This window comes from Flavobacterium artemisiae, assembly GCF_042678225.1.
Lineage (GTDB): Bacteria > Bacteroidota > Bacteroidia > Flavobacteriales > Flavobacteriaceae > Flavobacterium > Flavobacterium artemisiae.
The window spans coordinates 50422-71713 of the sequence record NZ_JBHUDZ010000012.1; the positions used below are offsets into that span (position 1 = coordinate 50422).

Below are 21292 nucleotides of genomic sequence, written 5' to 3' on the forward strand. Positions count from 1 at the left end.
AAATTGCTTTTTAGAAGTTATCTGTTTTAAACTCGTTTCTATTGAAAAAGAATACTCTTAAATATAGTTTTACTTTCCTTTTTTTATTCTTTTTGATAGCGTGTTCTACCAAAAGAAATACTTTTTTGTCTAGAAATTCGCATGCGCTGAGTACAAAATATAACATTTTGTATAATGGCGGAATTGGTTTGGATAAAGGTCTAAGCGCTATTCAGGCCAATGATCAAGATAATTTTTGGAAATTACTTCCAATAGAAAAAATGCAGTTTGACGAAAATTTTACTGAATCGGATAAGGCTAAAAATCCTGATTTTGAAAAGGCAGAAACAAAAGCTACAAAAGCAATTCAGAAACACTCCATGAATGTTGGAGGAAGAGAGCGAAATTATCAAATAGATGAAGCTTACCTAATGTTAGGAAAAGCGCGTTATTATGATCAGCGTTTTATTCCTGCATTAGAAGCTTTTAACTACATTTTATATAAATATCCTAATAGCGACAATATTAATGTTGCAAAAATTTGGCGGGAAAAAACCAATATGCGTTTAGGAAATGATGCTATTGTTCTTAAAAATATTAGATTATTACTTAAAAAGACAGAAACAGATTTAGATAAACAAACTTATGCAGATGCGCATGCGCTTTTGGCAGAAGCTTTTTTAAATTTAGAAGAAAAAGACAGTGCGGTTGCAAAACTGAGAATTGCAGAACAATTTACAAGAAAAAATGATGAGCGAGGAAGATACCGTTTTATCCTTGGACAAATGTACCAGGCAGAAGGTAAACAAGACAGTGCGATTTATTTTTATGATCAGGTAATCGATTTAAACAGAAAAATAGATCGTAAATACATGATGCATGCTTATGCTAAAAAAGCACAGATGTATGATTATGAAAAAGGAAACGATACTATCTTTTTAAAAATCTACAATAAATTAACCGCCGATCGAGAAAACAGACCTTATTATGATGTCTTGTTTTATGAAATGGGAAATTTTTACGATAAAAGAAAAGACAAAGAAAATGCTTTAAAATTCTACAATAAATCGCTCGCAAGAAAATCTAAAGATTCTTACTTGATGGCTTCTGCATACAGAAACATAGGTAATATGTATTTTAAAGATACTAATTATACTATGGCGGCCAAATATTACGACAGTACGCTGGTAAAACTGGATCCGAAAACAAGAGAGTATGCATTTATAGAAAAAAACAGAAAAAATCTTGATAATGTAATTAAATACGAAGCAATTGCAAAACGTAATGACAGTATTATTAAGGTATACAATCTGCCGCCTTCAGACAGAAAAATTTATTTTGAGGACTATATCGCTCAATTAAAAAAGAAAGATGAAGCCAAACGTCTTCAAGAAGAAAAGGAAAAAGAAAGACTAGCAAATATTGACAGAAATTCTCAAGCACAAACCCCTGATGATGTTGCAGTTAATCCGCAGAATTTGGGCAGACCAACAGATTTTGAAGATAAATCTATAATGCCTCCAAGCACTAATGATGCTGTTAGTACTTTCTATTTTTACAACCCGACGACAGTTGCTTACGGAAAACTACAATTTAAAAAAATGTGGGGTAACAGAACCATTGGCAGTAACTGGAGACTTTCTTCTATAAAATCGGCAAATGCTGCAGCAATGAATGATAGCATTGCAGATCAAGATATTTCGACTGTTGCTAAAGATACAGTAGTAATCGAAAAATATACTGTAGCATATTATGTAAAACAAATTCCAACTTCTGAACCAGTAATGGATAGTATTGGCAAAGAAAGAAATTTTGCGTACTATCAATTAGGTCTTATATATAAAGAGAAGTTTAAAGAATATAAATTGGCAAGTGATAAATTGGAGCAATTGCTTAAAAACAATCCAGAAGAGAAATTAGTACTTCCTGCGATGTACAATTTGTATAAAATTTATCAAATCACGGATCCAGAAAAAGCGATTGCAATTAAATCTGAAATTTCGACTAAATATCCAGATTCTAGGTATGCACAGATTTTAAACAATACCAATCCAGAATCTATTTCGAGTCCAGACAAAGAATATAAAAAATGGTATAAACTTTTTGAAGAAGAAAAGTTTGATGAAGTATTGGCCAATATAGATAATTTAATCAATCAATATTCTGGTGAAGACATTGTTTCGAAATATGAATTATTAAAAGCCAACGTTTTAGGAAAAGTCGACGGTTTAGAGGCCTACAAAAAAGGCATGGAAAATGTGGCAGATAATTACCCAAATAGTGAAGAAGGTAAAAATGCCCGTGAAATTTTAGAAAAACAAATTCCGAGTTTAGAAAAACTAGATTTTACAGCGGTCGATGGTAAAAGCTGGAAAATTGTATATGCTATTCCTAAAAATGACACCAAAACGGTTAAACAAATTGAAGAAGCTATTAGAGTATTTTTGTTAGTTGAAAATTTTGAAAGATTGACAACTTCTTTTGACAAATACAATAGAACCGAAAATTTTGTCGTTATTCATGGTTTAAAGTCTGAATCATATGCTAGAGATGTTGCCGGCGTTTTTAGAGATGACAAAAAGTATAAAATTGCACATCCAGCCATTATCATTTCGAGTGATAACTATACCGTTGTTCAGATGAAGAAAAATTTAGATATATATTTGACGCCCAAAACCCCATAATCGCCATGTTTGACAAAGTAAAAAAAAACGGAACTGAACAATTAGGAAAAACAAATCGAATTGTAGAAGGAACATCAATTGTTGGAGACATTGTCTCAAAAGCCGATTTTAGGCTCGACGGAGAATTGATCGGAAATTTTACTTCCCAAGGTAAACTAGTGATAGGAGGAATGGGAGTTGTCAAAGGCGAAATTATCTGCCACAATGCAGATATAGAAGGAGAGTTTCACGGAAAAATAAAAGTCTTAGAAATCTTAAACATCAAATCTACTGCAAAAATACACGGCGAGGTTTTGGTCGGAAAACTATCGATAGAACCAGGTGCCGACTTTACAGCAACTTGTACAATGATTGCCCATTCTAATCAAGTAATAATGTTAGAAGATGGAAAAGCAGCCGAATAATAGAAGAAATAAATGGTTGGCATTTATTAATATTCCCTTTCAAATGGGAGTTATTATTTTTCTATTCTCTTATTTCGGAACTTGGCTCGACGAAAACCATCCAAGCCCAAAAGTTTATTACAACACCATCTTTGTATTGGCTGGTGTTGGAATTGCATTGTATAATGTAATTCGACAAGTAAATGATATTAATAAAACAAAGTAGTTTGTAAATAAAAACCGCTTGAGATAAATGTTGCATCTTTGCACAAAATTTATTTCAAATGCTTTCAAAGAATTACAAACCGATTTTTTATTTATTTTGTCTTGCTGTAGTGGCTTACCTTTTGCATAAAGCAATTTTTTTCTTTTTTGACATCAACATTCAAAACTTTCATTACAGTTTAGAATTACACTATTTATTCTTGTTCGGAATTTCCGCTTTACTATACCTTATATTACTAATAGTAAAAAAGAAGAATTTTGAAATAGTTGGAATGTCATTTTTATTTGGAACTTTTACTCAAATGTTATTGGCGTATTTATTTCTGCAGCCAATTTTAAAAAACAAAACTGGAGAAAGCGATGTTGAGAAATTTAGTTTTTTTATAACATTTGTGCTGTTTTTGTTATTTCAGACGCTTTTAACTGTCCGATTATTAAATGAAAAGCGTTAAAATAACAATTCTTTAAAACAAGGTTTAAAAATAATTTTTCATATCCTTTTGAATATTAATAAAAAATGTACCTTTGCACCAAATTTTAGAAACGTAAAAAATAAGATTTTCCAAGATATGGTGATTTCAAACAAACCACTCAGCTTTATTCTAGCAGCTTTTGTAGCTTCTCTACCAATTATGGGTTTTGCAAACTCAGAGAATGATTCAACGCATGTACAAACGGAAACAGCTCATGAAGAAGTAGTTTCACACGATGCTCCAGCGGAAGGAGAGCATGCAGCTCTTGACCCAAAAGCAAAGGTGGACGCTTTTATTGATCACCACTTACAAGATTCTCACGATTTTGTTTTCTTTCAAGATGAGAAAGAACATAAAAGCTATGGTTTTTCATTACCAGTTATATTAATTGATGGAGGATTGAAAATTTTCTCTTCTTCAAAATTACACCACGGTGAAGCTGTTGCGGAAGTTGATGGAAACTTCTATAAATTAGTTCACGGTAAAATCTACAAAACAGATGCAGCTGGAACAATTACATTTAATGAACATGGTCATCCAGAAAACGAAAAGCCATTAGATTTTTCGATTACTAAAAATGTTGTTTCAATGCTTTTCGTATCAGTATTATTATTCTTAATGTTTACTGGTTTAGCAAGATCATATAAAAAAGGACCAATCCCAACAGGATTTGGTAGAGTTTTAGAACCATTAATAATTTTTATCAGAGATGAAATTGCTGTTCCAAATATTGGAGAGAAAAAATACCGTAAATATATGGGTTACCTATTAACTGTATTTTTCTTTGTTTGGATCTTGAATTTATTAGGAATGACTCCGCTAGGAATCAACGTAACAGGAAACATTGCGATCACAGTTTGTTTAGCAGCTTTTACATTTATCATTACTCAATTTAGTGCAAACAAAGATTATTGGGGACACATCTTCTGGATGCCAGGAGTACCAGTCCCAATGAAAATTATCTTAGCTCCAATTGAGATTTTAGGAACATTAACAAAACCATTCGCATTATTAATTCGTTTGTATGCAAACATTACTGCAGGACACGTAGTAATTATGAGTTTAATTGCAATGATTTTTGTGGGTAAAAATTTAGCAGCAGATTTACCAATCTCATTAGGATTGACATTGTTTATCTCTGTTATTGAAATTTTGGTTGCATTTTTACAAGCGTTTATCTTTACAATGTTATCATCATTGTTTATTGGTATGGCTGTTCAAGATCATGATCATGCTCACCACCACGAAGACGAAACAGCAATTATTTAATTTAGAAGTTTAATTTTATATATATAAATACTTATGGGAACAATTCCAACTTTAGTAGGTGCTGGTTTAGTAGTAATCGGTGCAGGTTTAGGTTTAGGTAAAATCGGTGGATCTGCTATGGACGCTATTGCTCGTCAGCCAGAAGCTGCTGGTAAAATCCAAACTGCGATGATTATTATCGCTGCTTTATTAGAAGGTTTAGCATTCGCTGCTTTGATCTTAGGAAAATAATAAAGAAAAAATAGCAACATCTTTAACGGTTGGTTAAAGGTGTTGCTACTTTAAAAAAAGAAATTAAATATTTAATATAGTTATATAAAATGGATAAGTTAATTAACGATTTTTCATTCGGTTTATTCTTTTGGCAAGCTTTAATCTTGTTAGTGTTAATTTTGCTTTTAGTAAAATTTGCTTGGAAACCAATTATGGATTCTATTACTGCAAGAGAAGAAGGTATCAAAAATGCATTGCTTTCTGCTGAAAATGCAAAAAGAGAAATGGAAAATTTACAAGCTGACAATCAAAGAATTTTGAATGAAGCTCGTGCAGAACGTGACGCGATGTTGAAAGAAGCTCGTGAAATGAAAGAGAAAATGATTGCTGATTCTAAAAACGAAGCGCAAGAAGCTGGTCAAAAAATGATCGAGCAAGCAAAAGCTGCTATTGAAAGCGAGAAAAACGCTGCTATGGCTGAAGTAAAAGCTCAAGTTTCTACTTTATCATTAAGTATCGCTGAAAAATTATTGAAAGAAGAATTATCTAACAAAGAATCTCAAACTAAATTAGTAGAGAAAATGTTAGGTGACGTAAAGTTAAACTAAGATTATGGCAAGTACAAGAGCAGCAATTCGTTATGCAAAAGCAATTCTAGACTTAGCAAACTCTAAAGGTGTTGCCGAAGCTGTCAATAACGATATGAAATCAATTGCAAATGCAATTGAAACAAATTTAGAATTAAGTACTTTTATTGAAAACCCAACTACAAAAGTTGAAGTTAAAGAAAGTGCTCTTCTAGAAGTTTTCGCAGATGTAAATGGAGTTACTAAAGGATTATTTCATTTATTATTCGAAAACAAAAGATTTGAAATTCTAAAAGCAATTGCATTAGAATACAATAAATTATTTGATGAAAATAATGGTGTTGAAGTAGCAAAAGTTACAACAGCAATTCCTATGGATGCGGCTTTAGAAGCTAAAGTTTTAGCAAAAGTTGCAACTTTATCAGATAAAAAAATCACAATCGAAAATATAGTAGATCCTTCAATTATTGGTGGATTTATTTTGAGAATAGGAGATAATCAATACAATGCTTCTGTTGCAAACAGATTACAAGTATTAAAAAGAGAGTTAAGTAATTAGTTTTTATAACACAAAAAGTGTCTAAATTATAAATTAAGATGGCGGAAATCAAACCTGCTGAAATTTCAGCAATATTAAGAAAGCAAGTAGAAGGTTTTGAATCTGGTGCTACGCTAGAGGAAGTAGGAACAATACTTCAAGTTGGAGATGGTATTGCTCGTGTTTACGGGCTGTCTAATGTACAATATGGTGAGTTAGTAGAATTTGATAACGGTATGGAAGGTATCGTATTGAATCTTGAAGAAGATAATGTTGGGGTTGTACTTTTAGGACCATCAACTGGACTTAAAGAAGGATCTACTGCAAAAAGAACTCAGCGTATTGCTTCTCTTAAAGTAGGTGAACAAATGGTAGGACGTGTAGTTAACACTCTTGGTTTTCCAATTGATGGAAAAGGGCCAATCGGTGGTGACTTATACGAAATGCCATTAGAAAGAAAAGCACCTGGTGTTGTATTTCGTCAGCCAGTAACTGAGCCATTACAAACAGGTATTAAGGCAGTTGATGCTATGATCCCAGTTGGTCGTGGACAACGTGAGCTTGTAATTGGTGACCGTCAAACAGGTAAATCAACTGTTTGTATCGATACAATCTTAAATCAAAAAGAATTTTACGATGCAGGAAAACCTGTATTCTGTATATATGTTGCAATTGGACAAAAAGCTTCAACTGTAGCAGGAATCGCTAAGATGTTAGAAGAAAAAGGAGCAATGGCTTATACAGTTATCGTTGCTGCTAATGCTTCTGACCCAGCTCCAATGCAAGTTTATGCTCCATTCGCTGGTGCTGCAATTGGAGAGTACTTTAGAGATTCTGGTCGTCCAGCGTTAATCGTTTATGATGACTTATCTAAACAAGCTGTTGCTTACCGTGAGGTTTCTCTTTTATTAAGAAGACCACCGGGACGTGAGGCTTACCCTGGAGACGTTTTCTACTTACACTCTCGTTTATTAGAGCGTGCTTGTAAAGTAATCGCTGATGATGGTATCGCTAAAAACATGAACGATTTACCAGATTCTATTAAGTCTATCGTAAAAGGTGGTGGTTCGTTAACTGCTTTACCAATTATCGAAACTCAGGCTGGTGACGTTTCTGCATATATCCCAACAAACGTAATCTCTATTACAGATGGTCAGATTTTCCTTGATGGAGATTTGTTCAACTCTGGGGTTCGTCCTGCTATCAACGTAGGTATCTCTGTATCTCGTGTTGGAGGTAATGCACAGATTAAATCAATGAAAAAGGTTTCTGGAACTTTAAAATTAGACCAAGCTCAATTCCGTGAATTAGAAGCTTTCGCTAAATTTGGTTCTGATCTTGATTCTGTTACTTTAAACGTAATTGAAAAAGGAAAAAGAAACGTTGAAATCTTGAAACAAGGTTTAAATGATCCTTATACAGTAGAAAACCAAGTAGCTATTATCTACGCTGGTTCTAAAAACTTATTAAGAAACGTACCTGTTGAAAAAGTAAAAGAATTTGAAGCAGATTTCTTAGCTTACTTAAACACTAAGCACAAAGATACGCTTAACGCGTTGAAAGCTGGAAAATTAGATGACACTATTACTGACGTTATCGAAAAAGCAGCAAAAGAAATTTCAGCAAAATATAACTAATTAGATAATTGGTAAATTAGATAATTAGAGATGGTTTTAACATTCTTCTAATTATCTAATTTTCAAATTGTCGCATTTTCTAATTAATAGATGGCAAATTTAAAAGAAATCCGTAATAGAATTACTTCCGTTTCATCGACGATGCAGATTACATCTGCGATGAAAATGGTTTCTGCTGCAAAGCTTAAGAAAGCACAAGATGCAATCACTGCAATGCGCCCTTATGCCGAAAAATTAACAGAATTATTGCAAAATCTTTCTGCATCACTAGAAGGTGAAGTAGGAGGAGATTATACTACACAACGTGAAGTGAAAAAAGTTTTGCTTGTAGCAATTACTTCAAACAGAGGTTTGTGTGGTGCTTTTAATTCTAACGTGATCAAAGAAATTAAAAACCGTACAGCATTTTATGCTGGAAAACAAGTTGATATTTTTGCTATTGGTAAAAAAGGAAACGATGCTTTAAGCAAAACGCATAAAGTACACGGTCATCACAATGCAATTTTTGATCATTTAACTTTCGAAAATGTTGCTGGAATTGCTGATAACTTAACTGAGAAATTCTTATCTGGAGAGTACGACAGAATCGAATTGATTTACAATCAGTTTAAAAATGCTGCAACTCAAATCGTTCAAACTGAACAATTTTTGCCTTTAGCTCCAATTAAATCTAATGAATCAGCCAATGCTGGAGATTATATTTACGAGCCTTCAAAAGAAGAAATTGTGTTGACATTGATTCCTAAATCTTTAAAGACACAATTATACAAAGGTATTCGTGATTCATTTGCTTCAGAGCACGGAGCACGTATGACAGCAATGCACAAAGCAACTGATAATGCTACTGAATTAAGAAACCAATTGAAATTAACTTATAACAAAGCTCGTCAAGCTGCGATTACAAGTGAGATTTTGGAAATTGTTGGTGGAGCAGAAGCTTTAAACGGATAATAATTCCAAAAGTATATATAAAGAAAAAAGCCAGCATTTGCTGGCTTTTTTCTTTATAAGAAGTTTCAAAAAAATTTCCTTTAGAAAGATCTATAAAATGGTGATTCTCAAGTTTATTCAAAAATTGAGAATCACTACCATTTTATAAAAATAGACAGATAACTCTGCGTGCTTTGTCTTTTTTGGGAACAAACTAGCTTTATTAGTCCCACGGCTCTGTTTTTTTTAGGGTTACATTTCAGCAGAATCACTCCCTTTGCTTTGTCTTTTATGGGAACAAACAAGCTTTATCAGTCCCAGTGCTTAGTTTTTTTATAAGGGTTACATTTTAGCTAACTTCAATCCCTTTTATGCTTTGTCTTTTATGGGAACAAACAAGCTTTATTAGTCCCAGTGCTTCCTTTTTTATATGGGTTGTATTTAGCTTTCTCAATCCCTATGTTACAAATTTAAGAAAGGTTTAACGAAAAAATCTTACATAATTCCCATGTGAGATTTATATTATTCACATGTTTAAGAAAAATGCGGATTGAAGAAAAGAAATATTTTAAGAGAAAAATTTCTAAAGTAGTGTTAGTTAATAATATAACGTTGAAGTTTTCTTATTATTATAGTAATAAAGATAAAAAATATATTTTTTTATTTTGTGCATTTTTTATTTTTTTCTTACAAATAAAAAGTTTGTGTGATTTTAAAGGTGTTTGTTCTAATTTCAGAAATATTTAAATTTAAAAATAAGTATTTTTGAAATATAATTTTTGATGAAATGAAAGTAATTGAACTTACCACTATAAATGAAATGTTGGATCAAATTGAAACTATCCGTTTTTTGTATCCTAATATGACAGTAGAAAAATACAAACACTTTCTTTCTGAAATGGTGCCGCATAATTACACTCAAATTGCAGTTTTTGAAAATGAAGTTTGTCTCGGAATTACTGGATGTTGGTCGGCAACAAAATTATGGACAGGAAAATACCTCGAAATAGATAATTTTGTAGTAAATCCAGAACATCGTTCAAAAGGGATCGGAAAAATACTTGCCGATTATGTAGAAAAAAAAGCAAATGAGATAGGTTGCAGCAGCATAGTTTTAGATGCATTCACTGGAAATTTTGGTGCGCATCGATTTTACTACAATCAAGGTTATGCTCCAAAAGGATTTCATTTTGTAAAGATTTTGGACCAAAGTAAAATGACTACTTAAAATTAGAAGCTTCTTTTTTTATTACACCAACAAATGCGACATTAAACCAAAGAAATGGTTATTTTTGTCCTACAAACATTATTAGATTATATTTTGGGATTATATAAAAATCTATTCAAGCAAACAGCAATTTACGGACTGGCAACAGTTTTACCGAGAATGCTGAGTTTTTTATTAGTGAGATTATATACAGGAATTTTACCAACGGCTGAGTATGGTGAAGTTTCGATTGTATTGTCTTGGATGGTTTTCTTTAACGTTGTACTTTCATACGGAATGGAAACGGCATTTTTTAGATTTTACAGTGCCGAAGAAGATAAAAAGAATGTTATAGCAACTTCGACAATTTCTATATTTTGGACTTCCATAATTTTCCTTTTTGTAGCGCTAATTTTTAGAAATACACTCGCCAATTTAGCCGAAGTTGATGTGCAGTATATTACCTACACCGTTTGGATTTTAGTTTTAGATGCGTTGGTTTTAATACCATTTTCCAAATTAAGAGCCAATCAAAGACCAATGGTTTATGCGGCTATTAAAATTGGAAATGTTGTAATAAACTTGCTGCTCAATATATTCTTCTTAATGTATCTGCCAAAATTAGCTGATGCAAATCCAAATTCTGTTTGGGATAATCTATATGTCGAAAACTTTCAGATCGCTTATATTTTCATTGCAAATCTTCTGGCAAGTTTGGCGACATTTATTGTGTTGTCTCCAAATTATCTTTCGCTTGGACGAAAATTCGATCCAGTACTTTGGAAAAAAATGATGAAATATGGACTTCCAATTTTGGTTGCTGGATTAGCATTTGCAGTTAACGAACATTTTGATAAAATTCTTTTAGGATATTTACTTCCAGAAAATTTAGCAAAATCTGAAGTTGGAGCGTATTCTGCTTGTTATAAACTTGGATTATTTATGGTTCTTTTTGCAACAGCTTTTAGATTAGGAATTGAGCCTTTCTTTTTCAGCCATGCCAAAAACGAAAATGCACCGCAGACTTACGCCGTGATTACTAAATATTTTGTAATTCTTGGTTCTCTAATTTTATTAGGGGTTATCGTTTTTGCAGATGTTTTAAAATACTTACTATTAGATAACAAATCGTATTGGGAAGCCATGAAAGTAGTGCCGTTAATTATTTTGGCAAACTTCTTTTTGGGAATCTATAATAACTTATCGGTTTGGTACAAATTAACAGATAAAACCAAAATTGGTGCTTACATATCTATTGTAGGTGCGATTGTAACTTTAGTTTTAAATTATTTCTTAATTCCAAAATACAGTTATTACGGATCAGCGATTGCAACTATTTCGGCTTACGGAAGTATGATGTTGATTTCGTATGTTTTAGGAAATAAATATTATCCGATTCCTTATGATATGAACAAAATTGGAGCTTATTTAGGAGTTTCAATTCTGTTTTCAATAATCTCATTTTACGGATTTAGAGAAAATTACTTTGTTGGAATTCCGTTATTATTAGCTTTTATGTATTTGGTTTACCATTACGAAAAAAGTACGATTAAAGGAATAATGAAAAGAAAATAAGCGCGTTTAAATATTACAATAAAAATGAAAATTCAAATTATCAATAAATCACAGCACGATTTACCAAATTACGAAACGATTGCTTCTGCAGGAATGGATCTTCGTGCGAATTTAACAGAATCAATTACTTTAAAACCTTTAGAAAGAACTATTGTAAAAACAGGACTTTTTATCGAATTGCCAATTGGTTACGAAGCGCAGGTTAGACCAAGAAGCGGGTTGGCAGCAAAAAAAGGAGTGACCGTTTTAAATTCGCCTGGAACAGTTGATGCAGATTACAGAGGAGAAATCGGGGTAATTTTAGTAAATTTATCAAATGATGATTTCGTTGTTGAAAACGGTGAAAGAATCGCACAGCTGATTATTGCTAAACACGAAAGAGCCGAATGGATTGAAGTGGAAACACTTTCTGAAACTTCAAGAGGAGAAGGCGGTTTCGGAAGTACTGGCGTAAAATAAATTTTTATTCAGTATTTATTTTAGAATAAAGAAAGACCAAACCCAATGAAGATTTTGAAATCTTCCCATAAAATCAGATAGAAAATGAAAATAATTGTGCCAATGGCAGGTCGCGGATCGAGACTAAGGCCACATACACTAACAGTTCCAAAACCGCTTATTCCGGTTGCAGGAAAATCAATCGTACATCGTTTAGTTGAAGATATTGCCAAAATATTAAAAGAACCAATCGAAGAAGTTGCTTTTATTTTAGGAGACGAAGCTTTCTTTGGTGATGATGTTGTAACAAGTTTAGAGGATTTAGCAAAAGGATTAGGAGCAAAAGCTTCAATTTATCGTCAGGATCAGCCACTAGGAACTGGACATGCTATTATGTGTGCAAAAGAATCTTTGTCTGGCCCAGCTGTAATTGCTTATGCAGATACTTTAATTCGTGCAGATTTTGAATTAGATCCATCTGCAGATGCTGTTATTTGGGTAAAACAAGTAGATCAGCCTGAAGCTTTTGGTGTTGTAAAATTGAATCAGAATAACGAAATAATCGAATTGGTTGAAAAACCAAAAGAATTCGTAAGTGATTTAGCCGTTATCGGAATTTACTATTTCAAAGAAGTTGGTGTTTTAAGAAACGAACTTCAAAATGTTTTGGATAATAATATTCAAAACGGAGGGGAGTACCAAATCAACGACGGAATTAAAGCGATGATGGCAAACGGAAAAGTTTTTAAAACCGGAAGTGTTGACGAATGGATGGACTGTGGAAACAAAGATGTAACCGTAGAAACGAATACGAGAATGTTAGGCTTCTTGCATAATGATGGTGAACATTTGGTAGATTATGGCGTAACATTAGAAAACGCAACTATCGTTCCGCCATGTTATATTGGAGAAAACGTAGTAATTAAAAATGCTACTGTTGGGCCAAATGTTTCTCTTGGAAAAGGTTGTCATGTAACAGACAGTACAATCAAAAACAGTTTGATTCAGACAAATTCTCAAATAAAAAATGCTAACTTAGATAATGCAATGATTGGAAATCATGTTAGTTATGATGGAAAATTCACAAGTATCAGCATTGGGGATTATGCTGTTTTAGAATAAAATAAAAATTAAAAAAGTTTCGTTTTGTTTAAGAAGTAATTTTTAAAATGATGAAAAAGAGAATCTTAACTATTTTGTTTTTTGCCTTCTTCGGAAGCACGTTTTCGGTTTTTGCACAGACAGAACCCGAAGATATTGCTATGGCAACAGATGAATATCAGGATTCTTTTTACGAATCATTAAAACAAAAAGGAATTGAAAATTATGATAAAGCCATTGTATCATTGGAAAAATGCATTAAGCTGAAACCCAATGATGCAGTTGCTTATTTTGAATTAGGAAAAAATTACCTGTCGCTTAAACAATATCAAAATGCTCAGACCGCTTTTGAAAAAGCAACACAATTAGATCCTAAAAACAAATGGTTTTGGCTGGGAATTTATGATGTAAGTTTTGAAACCAAAAACTACCCTCTTGCGATAGAAACGATTCAGAAAATTATTGTTTTTGACGAAGAGTATAAAGATGATCTGATTTCGTTGTACATGATTACCAATCAATATGATAAAGCATTGACGGCGATTAATGAAATGAACGATAAATTCGGAAAATCATCAGATCGTGAAATTTATAAGCAGCAGATTTTATCACAAGGAAAATATCAGAATGCAGAAATAGACAATTTGATTCAGCAGATCAAAAAAGATCCAAAAGAAGAATCCAATTATCTTAATCTTATTATTTTGTATTCTAAGAATAATGAAAACGAAAAATCGCTGGAAGTTGCGAAACAATTGGCGAAAGAAATTCCAAATTCAGAATGGGGTCAGGTAAGTTTATTTAAAACATATCTAGATTCTAATCAGGCAGATAAAGCCATAAAATCAATGAATGTAATTTTGGCAAGTTCCAAAATTGATTCCAAAATAAAACATCGTACACTAAACGAATTTTTAATTTATGTAAATAAAAATCCGCAGTACGCTCCAGATTTAGAAAAAGCAATTTCATATTTCGATAATGACCCAAATGTTGATGTGGCCAAAGAAATAGGGAAATTTTATCATAGCAAAGGACAATTTGAAAACGCAATTAAATATTATGAAAAAGATTTAAAAGCCAATTCAGATACAGATCGTGAAACCAATTTATTATTATTGGAAGCTTATTCGAAAGCAAAACAATTCGAACCCTTGACCAAAAGAGCGATGACAATGATCGAAGTATATCCGAGTCAGCCGCAATTTTATTATTATGCAGGTTTAGGAAACAATCAGTTAAAGCAATTTAAAAATGCAAAAACTGTTCTCGAAATGGGACTCGATTATGTTGTTGACGATAATAAACTGGAATCAGATTTTAATATTCAATTAGGAGAGGCATATAATGGATTGGGCGACGCAAAGAAAAAAGAGGAATACTTTTTGAAGGCAAATGAATTATTAAAAAAGAAAAAGTAAAGGAGAACATTCAAATGAAAAAATATATAGCGGTACTATTGCTGTCGATTGCAGTAATTTCATGTAAATCGAAAGCGGTTGCAGTACAAAACAATACAAGTGAGACGGTTGCACCGACAAAAGAAGATAAAAAAGTAATCGAAAAACATTATAACAATAAACTAGATTTTTCAACTCTTTACATAAAAGCAAGTGCTAGATATGTTGATGAAAAACAAAGCCAGAACGTAACAGCAGAAATTAGAATCGAAAAAGACAAACAGATTTTAATAAGCGTACGTTTCTTAGGAATTACAATGGCAAAGGCTTTAATAACTCCATCAAAAGTTAGTTATTACGAAAAAATAAACAGCACTTATTACGATGGCGATTTTACAAGTTTGAGCAAATGGCTGGGGACAGAATTAGATTATTCTAAAGTTCAAAATCTATTAGTTGGAGAAGCTTTTGATGATTTAAGAAAAGGAAAATATACGCAGACTATTGTAGAAAATCTATTTAGACTTGACGATGAGAAAGATGCTAAAGTGAAGAAAACCTTTTTCTTAGATGGTGAAAAATATCTGATTCAAAAAGAAGAAATTTCACAGCCATCAGAAAATATAAATTTACAGATTTCTTATTCGGACAATAAAATTTTCGATCAAGGAACACTTCCAACAAGTATCGAAATCAACGCGGTTCAGCCAAAAGGAAAAACAAATATCAATTTGAATTACAATAATATTTCATTTAACGAAGAACTTACTTTTCCGTACAGTGTTCCAAGCGGATACAAACAAGTTTTAATTAAGTAAATTTGCAAAAAGAAAACATAAACATGCCAAAATTTCTCCTAAGCCTAATTTTAATATGTGCAACTACTTTTGTATTTGCGCAGGATTCACAGCAAGAAAAACTGGAGCAGCGTAAAGCGCAGATTCAGCAGGAAATTAGAGATAATGAAAAAATGCTTCAATCTGTTCGTAAAAAAGAGAAATCTGCTGTAAACGAATATTTGATTCAGGCGAATAAAATCAAATTAAAAGAGAAATTAATCAATACAACGGCAAAACAAGAAAAGCTGTTGAGTAATGATATGTACATTAATCAGGTTCAGGTTAATAAACTTAAAAAAGAACTTAAAGTTCTAAAAGAAGATTATGCCGAGATGATTTTGAAATCATACAAAAGCCGTTCTGAACAAAGCCGAGCAATGTTTATTTTATCTTCTGAGAGTTTCTTACAAGCATATAAGAGAGCGCAATATTTAAAACAATATACAACTTTTAGAAAAAACCAAGGATTAGAAATCCAATCTAAAACGGCACAATTAGTAGATTTCAATGCAAAACTAGATGGTCAGAGACAAGTAAAAAAGAAGATTATTGTAGAAAATCAAAAAGAAAAAGTAACTCTTGAAGCAGAGAAAAAAGAGCAGCAGAAATTGGTAAATGCCCTTAAAAAAGATAAAAACAAAATTGCTGCAGATATTCGATCAAAACAAAGTGAATCAAAACGAATTGACAGACAGATTGATCGTTTAATCCGTGAAGCAATTGCTGAAGCCAATAGAAAAGCAGCAGCTGAAAGAGCAAAAGCAAATCCTGGTTCAAGTGAAACAAAAGCACCAGTTTCCTCATCTAAAATTGCTTTAACGCCAGAAGATAAAGTTTTAGCGGCCGATTTTAAAGCCAACCGCGGAAGACTTCCCTGGCCGGTAGAAAAAGGATTTATTTCTCTTGGATATGGCGACCAGCCTCACCCGCTGCATCCTTCAATTACGGTACATAACTCTGGAGTGGAGATTACAACAGAAGATGGTGCCAGTGCAAGAGCCGTATTTGCTGGAGAAGTTTCTAAAGTGATCGTTTTATCTCCAGTGAACAAGGCAGTTGTAATTCAGCACGGGGATTACTTTACGGTTTATCAAAACTTAAGTTCGGTTTCGGTAAGTCAAGGTGATAAGGTAACCATAAAACAAAGTATTGGTAGAGTGAGAACAAGCGGAGATACAGGAAAAACAATTATCAAATTCTTGATTCTTCAAAATACATCAAACAACAATCCGGAAGGATGGCTGCAAAGCAGATAAAAAATTTAAGGGAGCAATTAAGCTCCCTTTTTTATATTAATAATTTTCTTCTAAGAAATATTTTAAAACATCAGTTGTAGTTACAATTCCTTTTAATTCTCCTTTGTCAACAACCGGCGCCGCATGAAATTCTTCTTTCACAAAAATTTCTGCCAAATCTCTGATAATAAGATCTGATGAAACGGTTTTAGGCTTCGAAGTCATAACTTGCGGAATGGTAAGCATTTCCAAAATAGCTTCGTCTGCACCATCTTGTCCATCAAACAATGCACCAAACGTAAGGCGGTTAATATCAGTACGGCTGATAATTCCGACTACATCTTTTCCATTCACAACAGGAAGATGTCGTATAGAATTGGATTTTAATTTTTCTACTACATTTTTTAAATCATCATTGTGACTCACTGTGATTACACTTTTGGTCATGATGTGGCTAATTGGTTCTCTCTTTTTCATAATTAGATGTGTTAGATTTAGATCAAAATTGACCAATATTTAGCAAAAGAAAGATGACTTTTGTCAGCAGAAAAAATAGAAAGAAGTTGTATTTTAGATAGCATTTTTTTGAAATGAGGCTAGAAAAACGCTCATTTCGATCTTAATTTAAAGTAATAAATACTAATTTAAGATTGAAGTTGTTTGAAATTGTTACCATTGAATTTAAAAGTATTATTTTTGCAGTATGGAAACAAATAGACAGAAAAAAATAGGCGGTGTAATCCAGAAAGATCTGGTTGATATTCTGCAAGGTGAAGTGAGAAAAAATGGAGTTACAAACTTGGTAATTTCAGTATCCAAAGTAAGTGTAACTACAGATTTGTCTGTGGCAACCGTTTATTTAAGTATTTTTCCCCAGGAAAAAGCCAAAGAAACATTAGAAGGAATTAAATCAAATACTACTTTGATCAAACACGATTTAGCACAGCGAGTTCGTCTGCAATTACGTCGTGTTCCTAATTTAGTTTTCTTTATTGATGACTCTTTAGATTATATTGAGAAAATTGATAATGCACTTGCAGGAAAAGAAAACCCAATAGAAAACCGTGATCTTTTAGAAAAAAGAAGAAAATCATAAGTTGAATTTCCCTTTATACATAGCCAAACGATATATTTTTAGCAGTAGTAAAAACAATGCTATAAATATAATTAACCGAATTGCCAGCATGGGAATCATTGTTGGTACAATGGCTTTGTTTGTTGTTTTATCCGTTTTCAGCGGTTTAAAGGTTTTCAGTCTTTCCTTTACAAATGAAATTGATCCCGATTTAAAATTGACAAGTACGTACGGAAAATCATTTTTACTAACACCGGATCAGCAGACTCAAATCAAAAAAATTGACGGTGTTGTCTCTTACACCAAAATTATAGAAGAACGTGTTTTATTTTTGTTTAAAGACAAACAGCAGGTTACTTATTTAAAAGGCGTTGACAGTCTTTATCCTGTTGTGAATGATATAAAGAAAAAGCTCTTTAACGGACAATGGCTTAAACCAGACAGCTATCAAGTTGTTATTGGTTACGGAATGACACAGGATTTCTCGATGGGAATTCTTGATTTCGAAAACCCGCTTCAGATTTTTGCGCCGAAACCAGGAAAAGGCGCTATCGAAAATCCCGAAGAAGCTTTTAATAAAACCGATGTTTTACCTGTTGGAATTTACTCAGTCAGCGAAGAATTAGATTCTAAATATGTCTTTGCAGATTTAGGTTTAACGCAAGAATTGTTGATGTATAAACCCAATCAAATTTCGGGAATCGAATTTAATTTAAAGCCGGATGCAGATGAAAATGCAATAAGAAAACAGCTTAATTCGATTTTTAAAAATAAAATCACTTTAAAAAATAGAGCACAGCTAAATGAGTCTTTGTATAAAATGCTCAACACCGAAAATATTGCGGTTTATTTAATTTTTACACTCGTAATTATTGTAGCGCTTTTTAATTTAGTTGGTGCTTTGATTATGATGATTTTGGAGAAAAAAGGAAATCTAAAAACTCTTTTGAACCTCGGAACTGAAATTGGCAGTCTGAGAAAAATATTCTTACTTCAAGGAACTTTACTCAGCGTTTTTGGCGGTTTAATCGGCCTTGGTTTAGGAATTATATTAGTGATTCTCCAGCAGCGTTTTGAACTAATTATGATTACACCAACTCTGGCTTATCCAGTAGTTTTTACCCTAGAAAATGTTTTAATCGTAATGGGAACAATTGTTTCTCTCGGATTTGTTGCTTCTTTAATCGCAAGCAGTCGCGTAAGTAAAAAGTTATTAGATTAATTCTTCTTTAAAAATATTACTTATATTTACCGCATTATAAATCTACAGCATATGATTGTTTCTGCTTAATCCTATTTTATTTTTTAGAATAATTAGGATACTTACGTTTACTTTTCAGTTCAGATTAAAAATACATCTGGACCAATTTTATTATTTATCCTAAAATATCATGACAGAAACAACTATACAGAAAAGCTTCTTTTCTAAAATTTTTACCACTTTAAAACAAGCCCTAAAAGGAGACGAATCATTTGACTATACTTCTGGAAGTATAAAAAAAGCCGTAATTCTATTGGCCATTCCGATGGTTTTAGAAATGATGATGGAATCGGTTTTTGCATTAGTCGATTTGTATTTCGTCGGGCATTTGGAACATAGCAGTTTTGCCATTCAAACCGTTGGGTTAACCGAATCCGTTTTGACTGTAATTTATTCTCTCGCTATCGGAATGAGTATGGCGGCCACGGCAGTTGTAGCAAGAAGAATTGGAGAAAAAGATCCAATTGCTGCTGCAAAAGCTGGAATGCAGGCGATTATTATTGCATTTGCCGTTAACAGTATAATGAGCATTTTCGGAATTATTTATGCAAAAGATATTTTGATTCTAATGGGATCTTCTTTAGAGTCTGCAGAACATGGTTACAGATTTACACAAATTATGATTGGATCTAGTTTGTGTATTATGCTTTTATTCTTGATAAACGGAATTTTTCGAGGCGCTGGAAATGCAGCGATTGCTATGAAAAGTCTTTGGATTGCCAATATCTGCAACATCATTTTATGTCCGATTTTGATTAACGGTCTGGGGCCAATTCCAGCTTTCGGATTAATTGGTGCTGCTTTAGCAACTTCAATCGGAAGAAGCATTGGTGTTTTTTATCAAGTGTATCATTTGTTTTTTGGAAACGGAGTTTTAAAAATCAAGATTTCCTATTTTGCACCCGATTTTACACAAATAAAAGCTTTAGTAAAAATTGCAGCTCCGGGAATTTTACAATTTGTAATTGCGTCTTGCAGCTGGATTTTCTTGGCAAAATTAGTCGCTACAACAGGAGGAGATCATGGTTCGGCTGGTTACCAAACGGCATTAAGAATTATGATGTTTTTTATTCTTCCAGCTTGGGGATTGAGCAATGCGGCCGCGACTTTGGTGGGGCAGAATTTAGGCGCCAAACAAATAGAACGTGCAGAGAAATCAGTTTATACAACCGCAAGATACAATGTTATTTTCATGGCTTCAATAATGATTATTACTTTGGCTTTTGGTCAATATATTATTTCGTTTTTTACGAATGACGAACAGGTAAAAATCATTGCGATAGAAGCACTGCAAATCATGAGTATTGGTTTTATTTTCTACGGGATCGGAATGGTTTTAATAAACACTTTCAACGGAGCAGGAGATACCTGGACACCAACCGGAATTAATTTCTTTGGGTTTTGGCTGTTCCAAATTCCATTGGCTTATGTATTAGCAAAACATTTTAATATGGGACCAACGGGAGTTTTTATTGCCATTCCGGTTGCTGAAACTGCCATTACTTTAGCCGGAATCTTTTTCTATAAAAGAGGGAAGTGGAAGAGGGTTCAAGTTTAGTATTTGTACAATATTTCTTAAATATTTTCGTTGTGATTATGTAACTAAAAAATAAATCATAATGAAAAATCAAATCAAAATTTTAGCCATTTTAGGAGTTTTACTATTTGGATTTCTGGGATTTACCACGATTGACAAAAGAGTAATCATTATTGATGCAGGTCATGGAGGTCATGACTATGGAGCGACAATTAACGGTATTCAAGAAAAGATTATCTCAGAATCTATTGCTCAGAAAATCAAAACTCTGAATAAAGATTCAAATACCGAAATTGTTTTACTTCGTGAAGGGGATCATTTTATGGAATTGAGTGAAAGAACTTCAACTATAAATAATTTAAAACCAGAGTTGGTTGTTTCATTACATGTCGGTACCAATTCTAATGCAACAGCAAATGGTGTTGAAGTTTATGTTTCATCAAAAAATAAAACATTTAATGAACGATCAAAGATGTTAGCTGAAAATGTAATTGAAAAGATTGCATCTACAGGAAATCTTACCAAAAGAAAAGTAAGTGAAGCACCTTTTTATATTTTAAAAAATACTGAATGCCCTGCTATACTTGTAGAAATGGGATATTTATCTAATGAAAAAGATAGAAATTATATTACCAGCGAAAGCGGACAAACTGAAATTGCTGAGAAGATTTTAGAATCATTGAAATAAATTATAAAAGGAAAGACC

The 21292-nt window shown here is 32.6% G+C and carries 21 protein-coding genes; 20 read left to right on the forward strand and 1 reads right to left on the reverse strand.

Going from position 1 to position 21292, the window contains the following annotated elements:
- The first annotated feature begins 41 nt into the window (after positions 1 to 41).
- From porW to ACFSC2_RS10965, 16 genes are all read left to right on the forward strand, one after another.
- Positions 42 to 2663 carry a type IX secretion system periplasmic lipoprotein PorW/SprE gene (gene porW, locus ACFSC2_RS10890; protein ID WP_379815403.1) on the forward strand — a complete coding sequence of 874 codons (2622 nt, stop codon included), beginning with the start codon at positions 42 to 44 and terminating at the stop codon, positions 2661 to 2663.
- Positions 2664 to 2668: 5 nt separating this feature from the next.
- Positions 2669 to 3067, forward strand: coding sequence for a bactofilin family protein (locus ACFSC2_RS10895; protein WP_379815402.1), 399 nt, complete (start codon positions 2669 to 2671; stop codon positions 3065 to 3067).
- A complete protein-coding gene (locus tag ACFSC2_RS10900) occupies positions 3048 to 3272 on the forward strand; it encodes an AtpZ/AtpI family protein (protein WP_379815401.1) in 225 nt (74 codons plus the stop codon). Before ACFSC2_RS10895 ends, ACFSC2_RS10900 begins: the two co-directional genes overlap by 20 nt.
- Positions 3273 to 3840: 568 nt before the next feature.
- Positions 3841 to 5013 carry a F0F1 ATP synthase subunit A gene (gene atpB, locus ACFSC2_RS10905; RefSeq protein ID WP_379815400.1) on the forward strand — a complete coding sequence of 391 codons (1173 nt, stop codon included), beginning with the start codon at positions 3841 to 3843 and terminating at the stop codon, positions 5011 to 5013.
- Between the two features lie 33 nt (positions 5014 to 5046).
- Complete coding sequence (atpE, locus tag ACFSC2_RS10910) at positions 5047 to 5244, forward strand: ATP synthase F0 subunit C (protein ID WP_008465835.1); 198 nt, start codon at positions 5047 to 5049, stop codon at positions 5242 to 5244.
- Between the two features lie 89 nt (positions 5245 to 5333).
- On the forward strand, positions 5334 to 5834 hold the full coding sequence (locus ACFSC2_RS10915; RefSeq protein WP_223706594.1) for a F0F1 ATP synthase subunit B: 501 nt from the start codon (positions 5334 to 5336) through the stop codon (positions 5832 to 5834).
- Positions 5835 to 5838: 4 nt separating this feature from the next.
- On the forward strand, positions 5839 to 6372 hold the full coding sequence (atpH, locus tag ACFSC2_RS10920) for an ATP synthase F1 subunit delta (RefSeq protein WP_144216341.1): 534 nt from the start codon (positions 5839 to 5841) through the stop codon (positions 6370 to 6372).
- Between the two features lie 38 nt (positions 6373 to 6410).
- On the forward strand, positions 6411 to 7988 hold the full coding sequence (atpA, locus tag ACFSC2_RS10925; protein WP_379815399.1) for a F0F1 ATP synthase subunit alpha: 1578 nt from the start codon (positions 6411 to 6413) through the stop codon (positions 7986 to 7988).
- Between the two features lie 90 nt (positions 7989 to 8078).
- Positions 8079 to 8939 (forward strand): ATP synthase F1 subunit gamma, encoded by an 861-nt coding sequence (atpG, locus tag ACFSC2_RS10930; protein WP_379815398.1) that lies wholly within the window; start codon positions 8079 to 8081, stop codon positions 8937 to 8939.
- Between the two features lie 766 nt (positions 8940 to 9705).
- The gene (locus tag ACFSC2_RS10935) at positions 9706 to 10146 is read left to right on the forward strand and encodes a GNAT family N-acetyltransferase (protein WP_379815397.1); all 441 of its coding nucleotides are present in this window, start codon (positions 9706 to 9708) and stop codon (positions 10144 to 10146) included.
- A 93-nt stretch (positions 10147 to 10239) separates the two neighbouring features.
- On the forward strand, positions 10240 to 11700 hold the full coding sequence (locus ACFSC2_RS10940) for a lipopolysaccharide biosynthesis protein (RefSeq protein ID WP_379815453.1): 1461 nt from the start codon (positions 10240 to 10242) through the stop codon (positions 11698 to 11700).
- A gap of 24 nt (positions 11701 to 11724) precedes the next feature.
- Positions 11725 to 12159 (forward strand): dUTP diphosphatase, encoded by a 435-nt coding sequence (gene dut, locus ACFSC2_RS10945; protein WP_193845922.1) that lies wholly within the window; start codon positions 11725 to 11727, stop codon positions 12157 to 12159.
- Positions 12160 to 12243: 84 nt separating this feature from the next.
- The gene (locus ACFSC2_RS10950) at positions 12244 to 13260 is read left to right on the forward strand and encodes a sugar phosphate nucleotidyltransferase (RefSeq protein WP_379815396.1); all 1017 of its coding nucleotides are present in this window, start codon (positions 12244 to 12246) and stop codon (positions 13258 to 13260) included.
- Positions 13261 to 13310: 50 nt separating this feature from the next.
- Complete coding sequence (locus ACFSC2_RS10955) at positions 13311 to 14660, forward strand: tetratricopeptide repeat protein (RefSeq protein WP_379815395.1); 1350 nt, start codon at positions 13311 to 13313, stop codon at positions 14658 to 14660.
- A gap of 14 nt (positions 14661 to 14674) precedes the next feature.
- The gene (gene lolB1, locus ACFSC2_RS10960; protein WP_379815394.1) at positions 14675 to 15457 is read left to right on the forward strand and encodes a lipoprotein insertase outer membrane protein LolB1; all 783 of its coding nucleotides are present in this window, start codon (positions 14675 to 14677) and stop codon (positions 15455 to 15457) included.
- 23 nt (positions 15458 to 15480) lie between these two features.
- The gene (locus ACFSC2_RS10965) at positions 15481 to 16734 is read left to right on the forward strand and encodes a murein hydrolase activator EnvC family protein (protein ID WP_379815393.1); all 1254 of its coding nucleotides are present in this window, start codon (positions 15481 to 15483) and stop codon (positions 16732 to 16734) included.
- A gap of 36 nt (positions 16735 to 16770) precedes the next feature.
- On the opposite strand, the gene ACFSC2_RS10970 is transcribed toward ACFSC2_RS10965, so the two are convergent.
- On the reverse strand, positions 16771 to 17190 hold the full coding sequence (locus ACFSC2_RS10970) for a CBS domain-containing protein (protein ID WP_379815392.1): 420 nt from the start codon (positions 17188 to 17190) through the stop codon (positions 16771 to 16773).
- Between the two features lie 226 nt (positions 17191 to 17416).
- Here ACFSC2_RS10970 and rbfA point away from each other — a divergent pair, with 226 nt between their 5' ends.
- The 4 genes from rbfA to ACFSC2_RS10990 all read left to right on the forward strand — a co-directional run bounded on the left by rbfA (position 17417) and on the right by ACFSC2_RS10990 (position 21274).
- Positions 17417 to 17809, forward strand: coding sequence for a 30S ribosome-binding factor RbfA (gene rbfA, locus ACFSC2_RS10975; RefSeq protein WP_193845927.1), 393 nt, complete (start codon positions 17417 to 17419; stop codon positions 17807 to 17809).
- 1 nt (position 17810) lies between these two features.
- Positions 17811 to 19010 (forward strand): ABC transporter permease, encoded by a 1200-nt coding sequence (locus ACFSC2_RS10980; RefSeq protein WP_379815391.1) that lies wholly within the window; start codon positions 17811 to 17813, stop codon positions 19008 to 19010.
- A 169-nt stretch (positions 19011 to 19179) separates the two neighbouring features.
- Positions 19180 to 20607: an MATE family efflux transporter gene (locus tag ACFSC2_RS10985; RefSeq protein WP_379815390.1), complete on the forward strand. Its 1428-nt coding sequence runs from the start codon at positions 19180 to 19182 to the stop codon at positions 20605 to 20607.
- Positions 20608 to 20668: 61 nt separating this feature from the next.
- Positions 20669 to 21274 carry an N-acetylmuramoyl-L-alanine amidase family protein gene (locus tag ACFSC2_RS10990; protein WP_379815389.1) on the forward strand — a complete coding sequence of 202 codons (606 nt, stop codon included), beginning with the start codon at positions 20669 to 20671 and terminating at the stop codon, positions 21272 to 21274.
- The last annotated feature ends 18 nt before the right edge of the window (positions 21275 to 21292 follow it).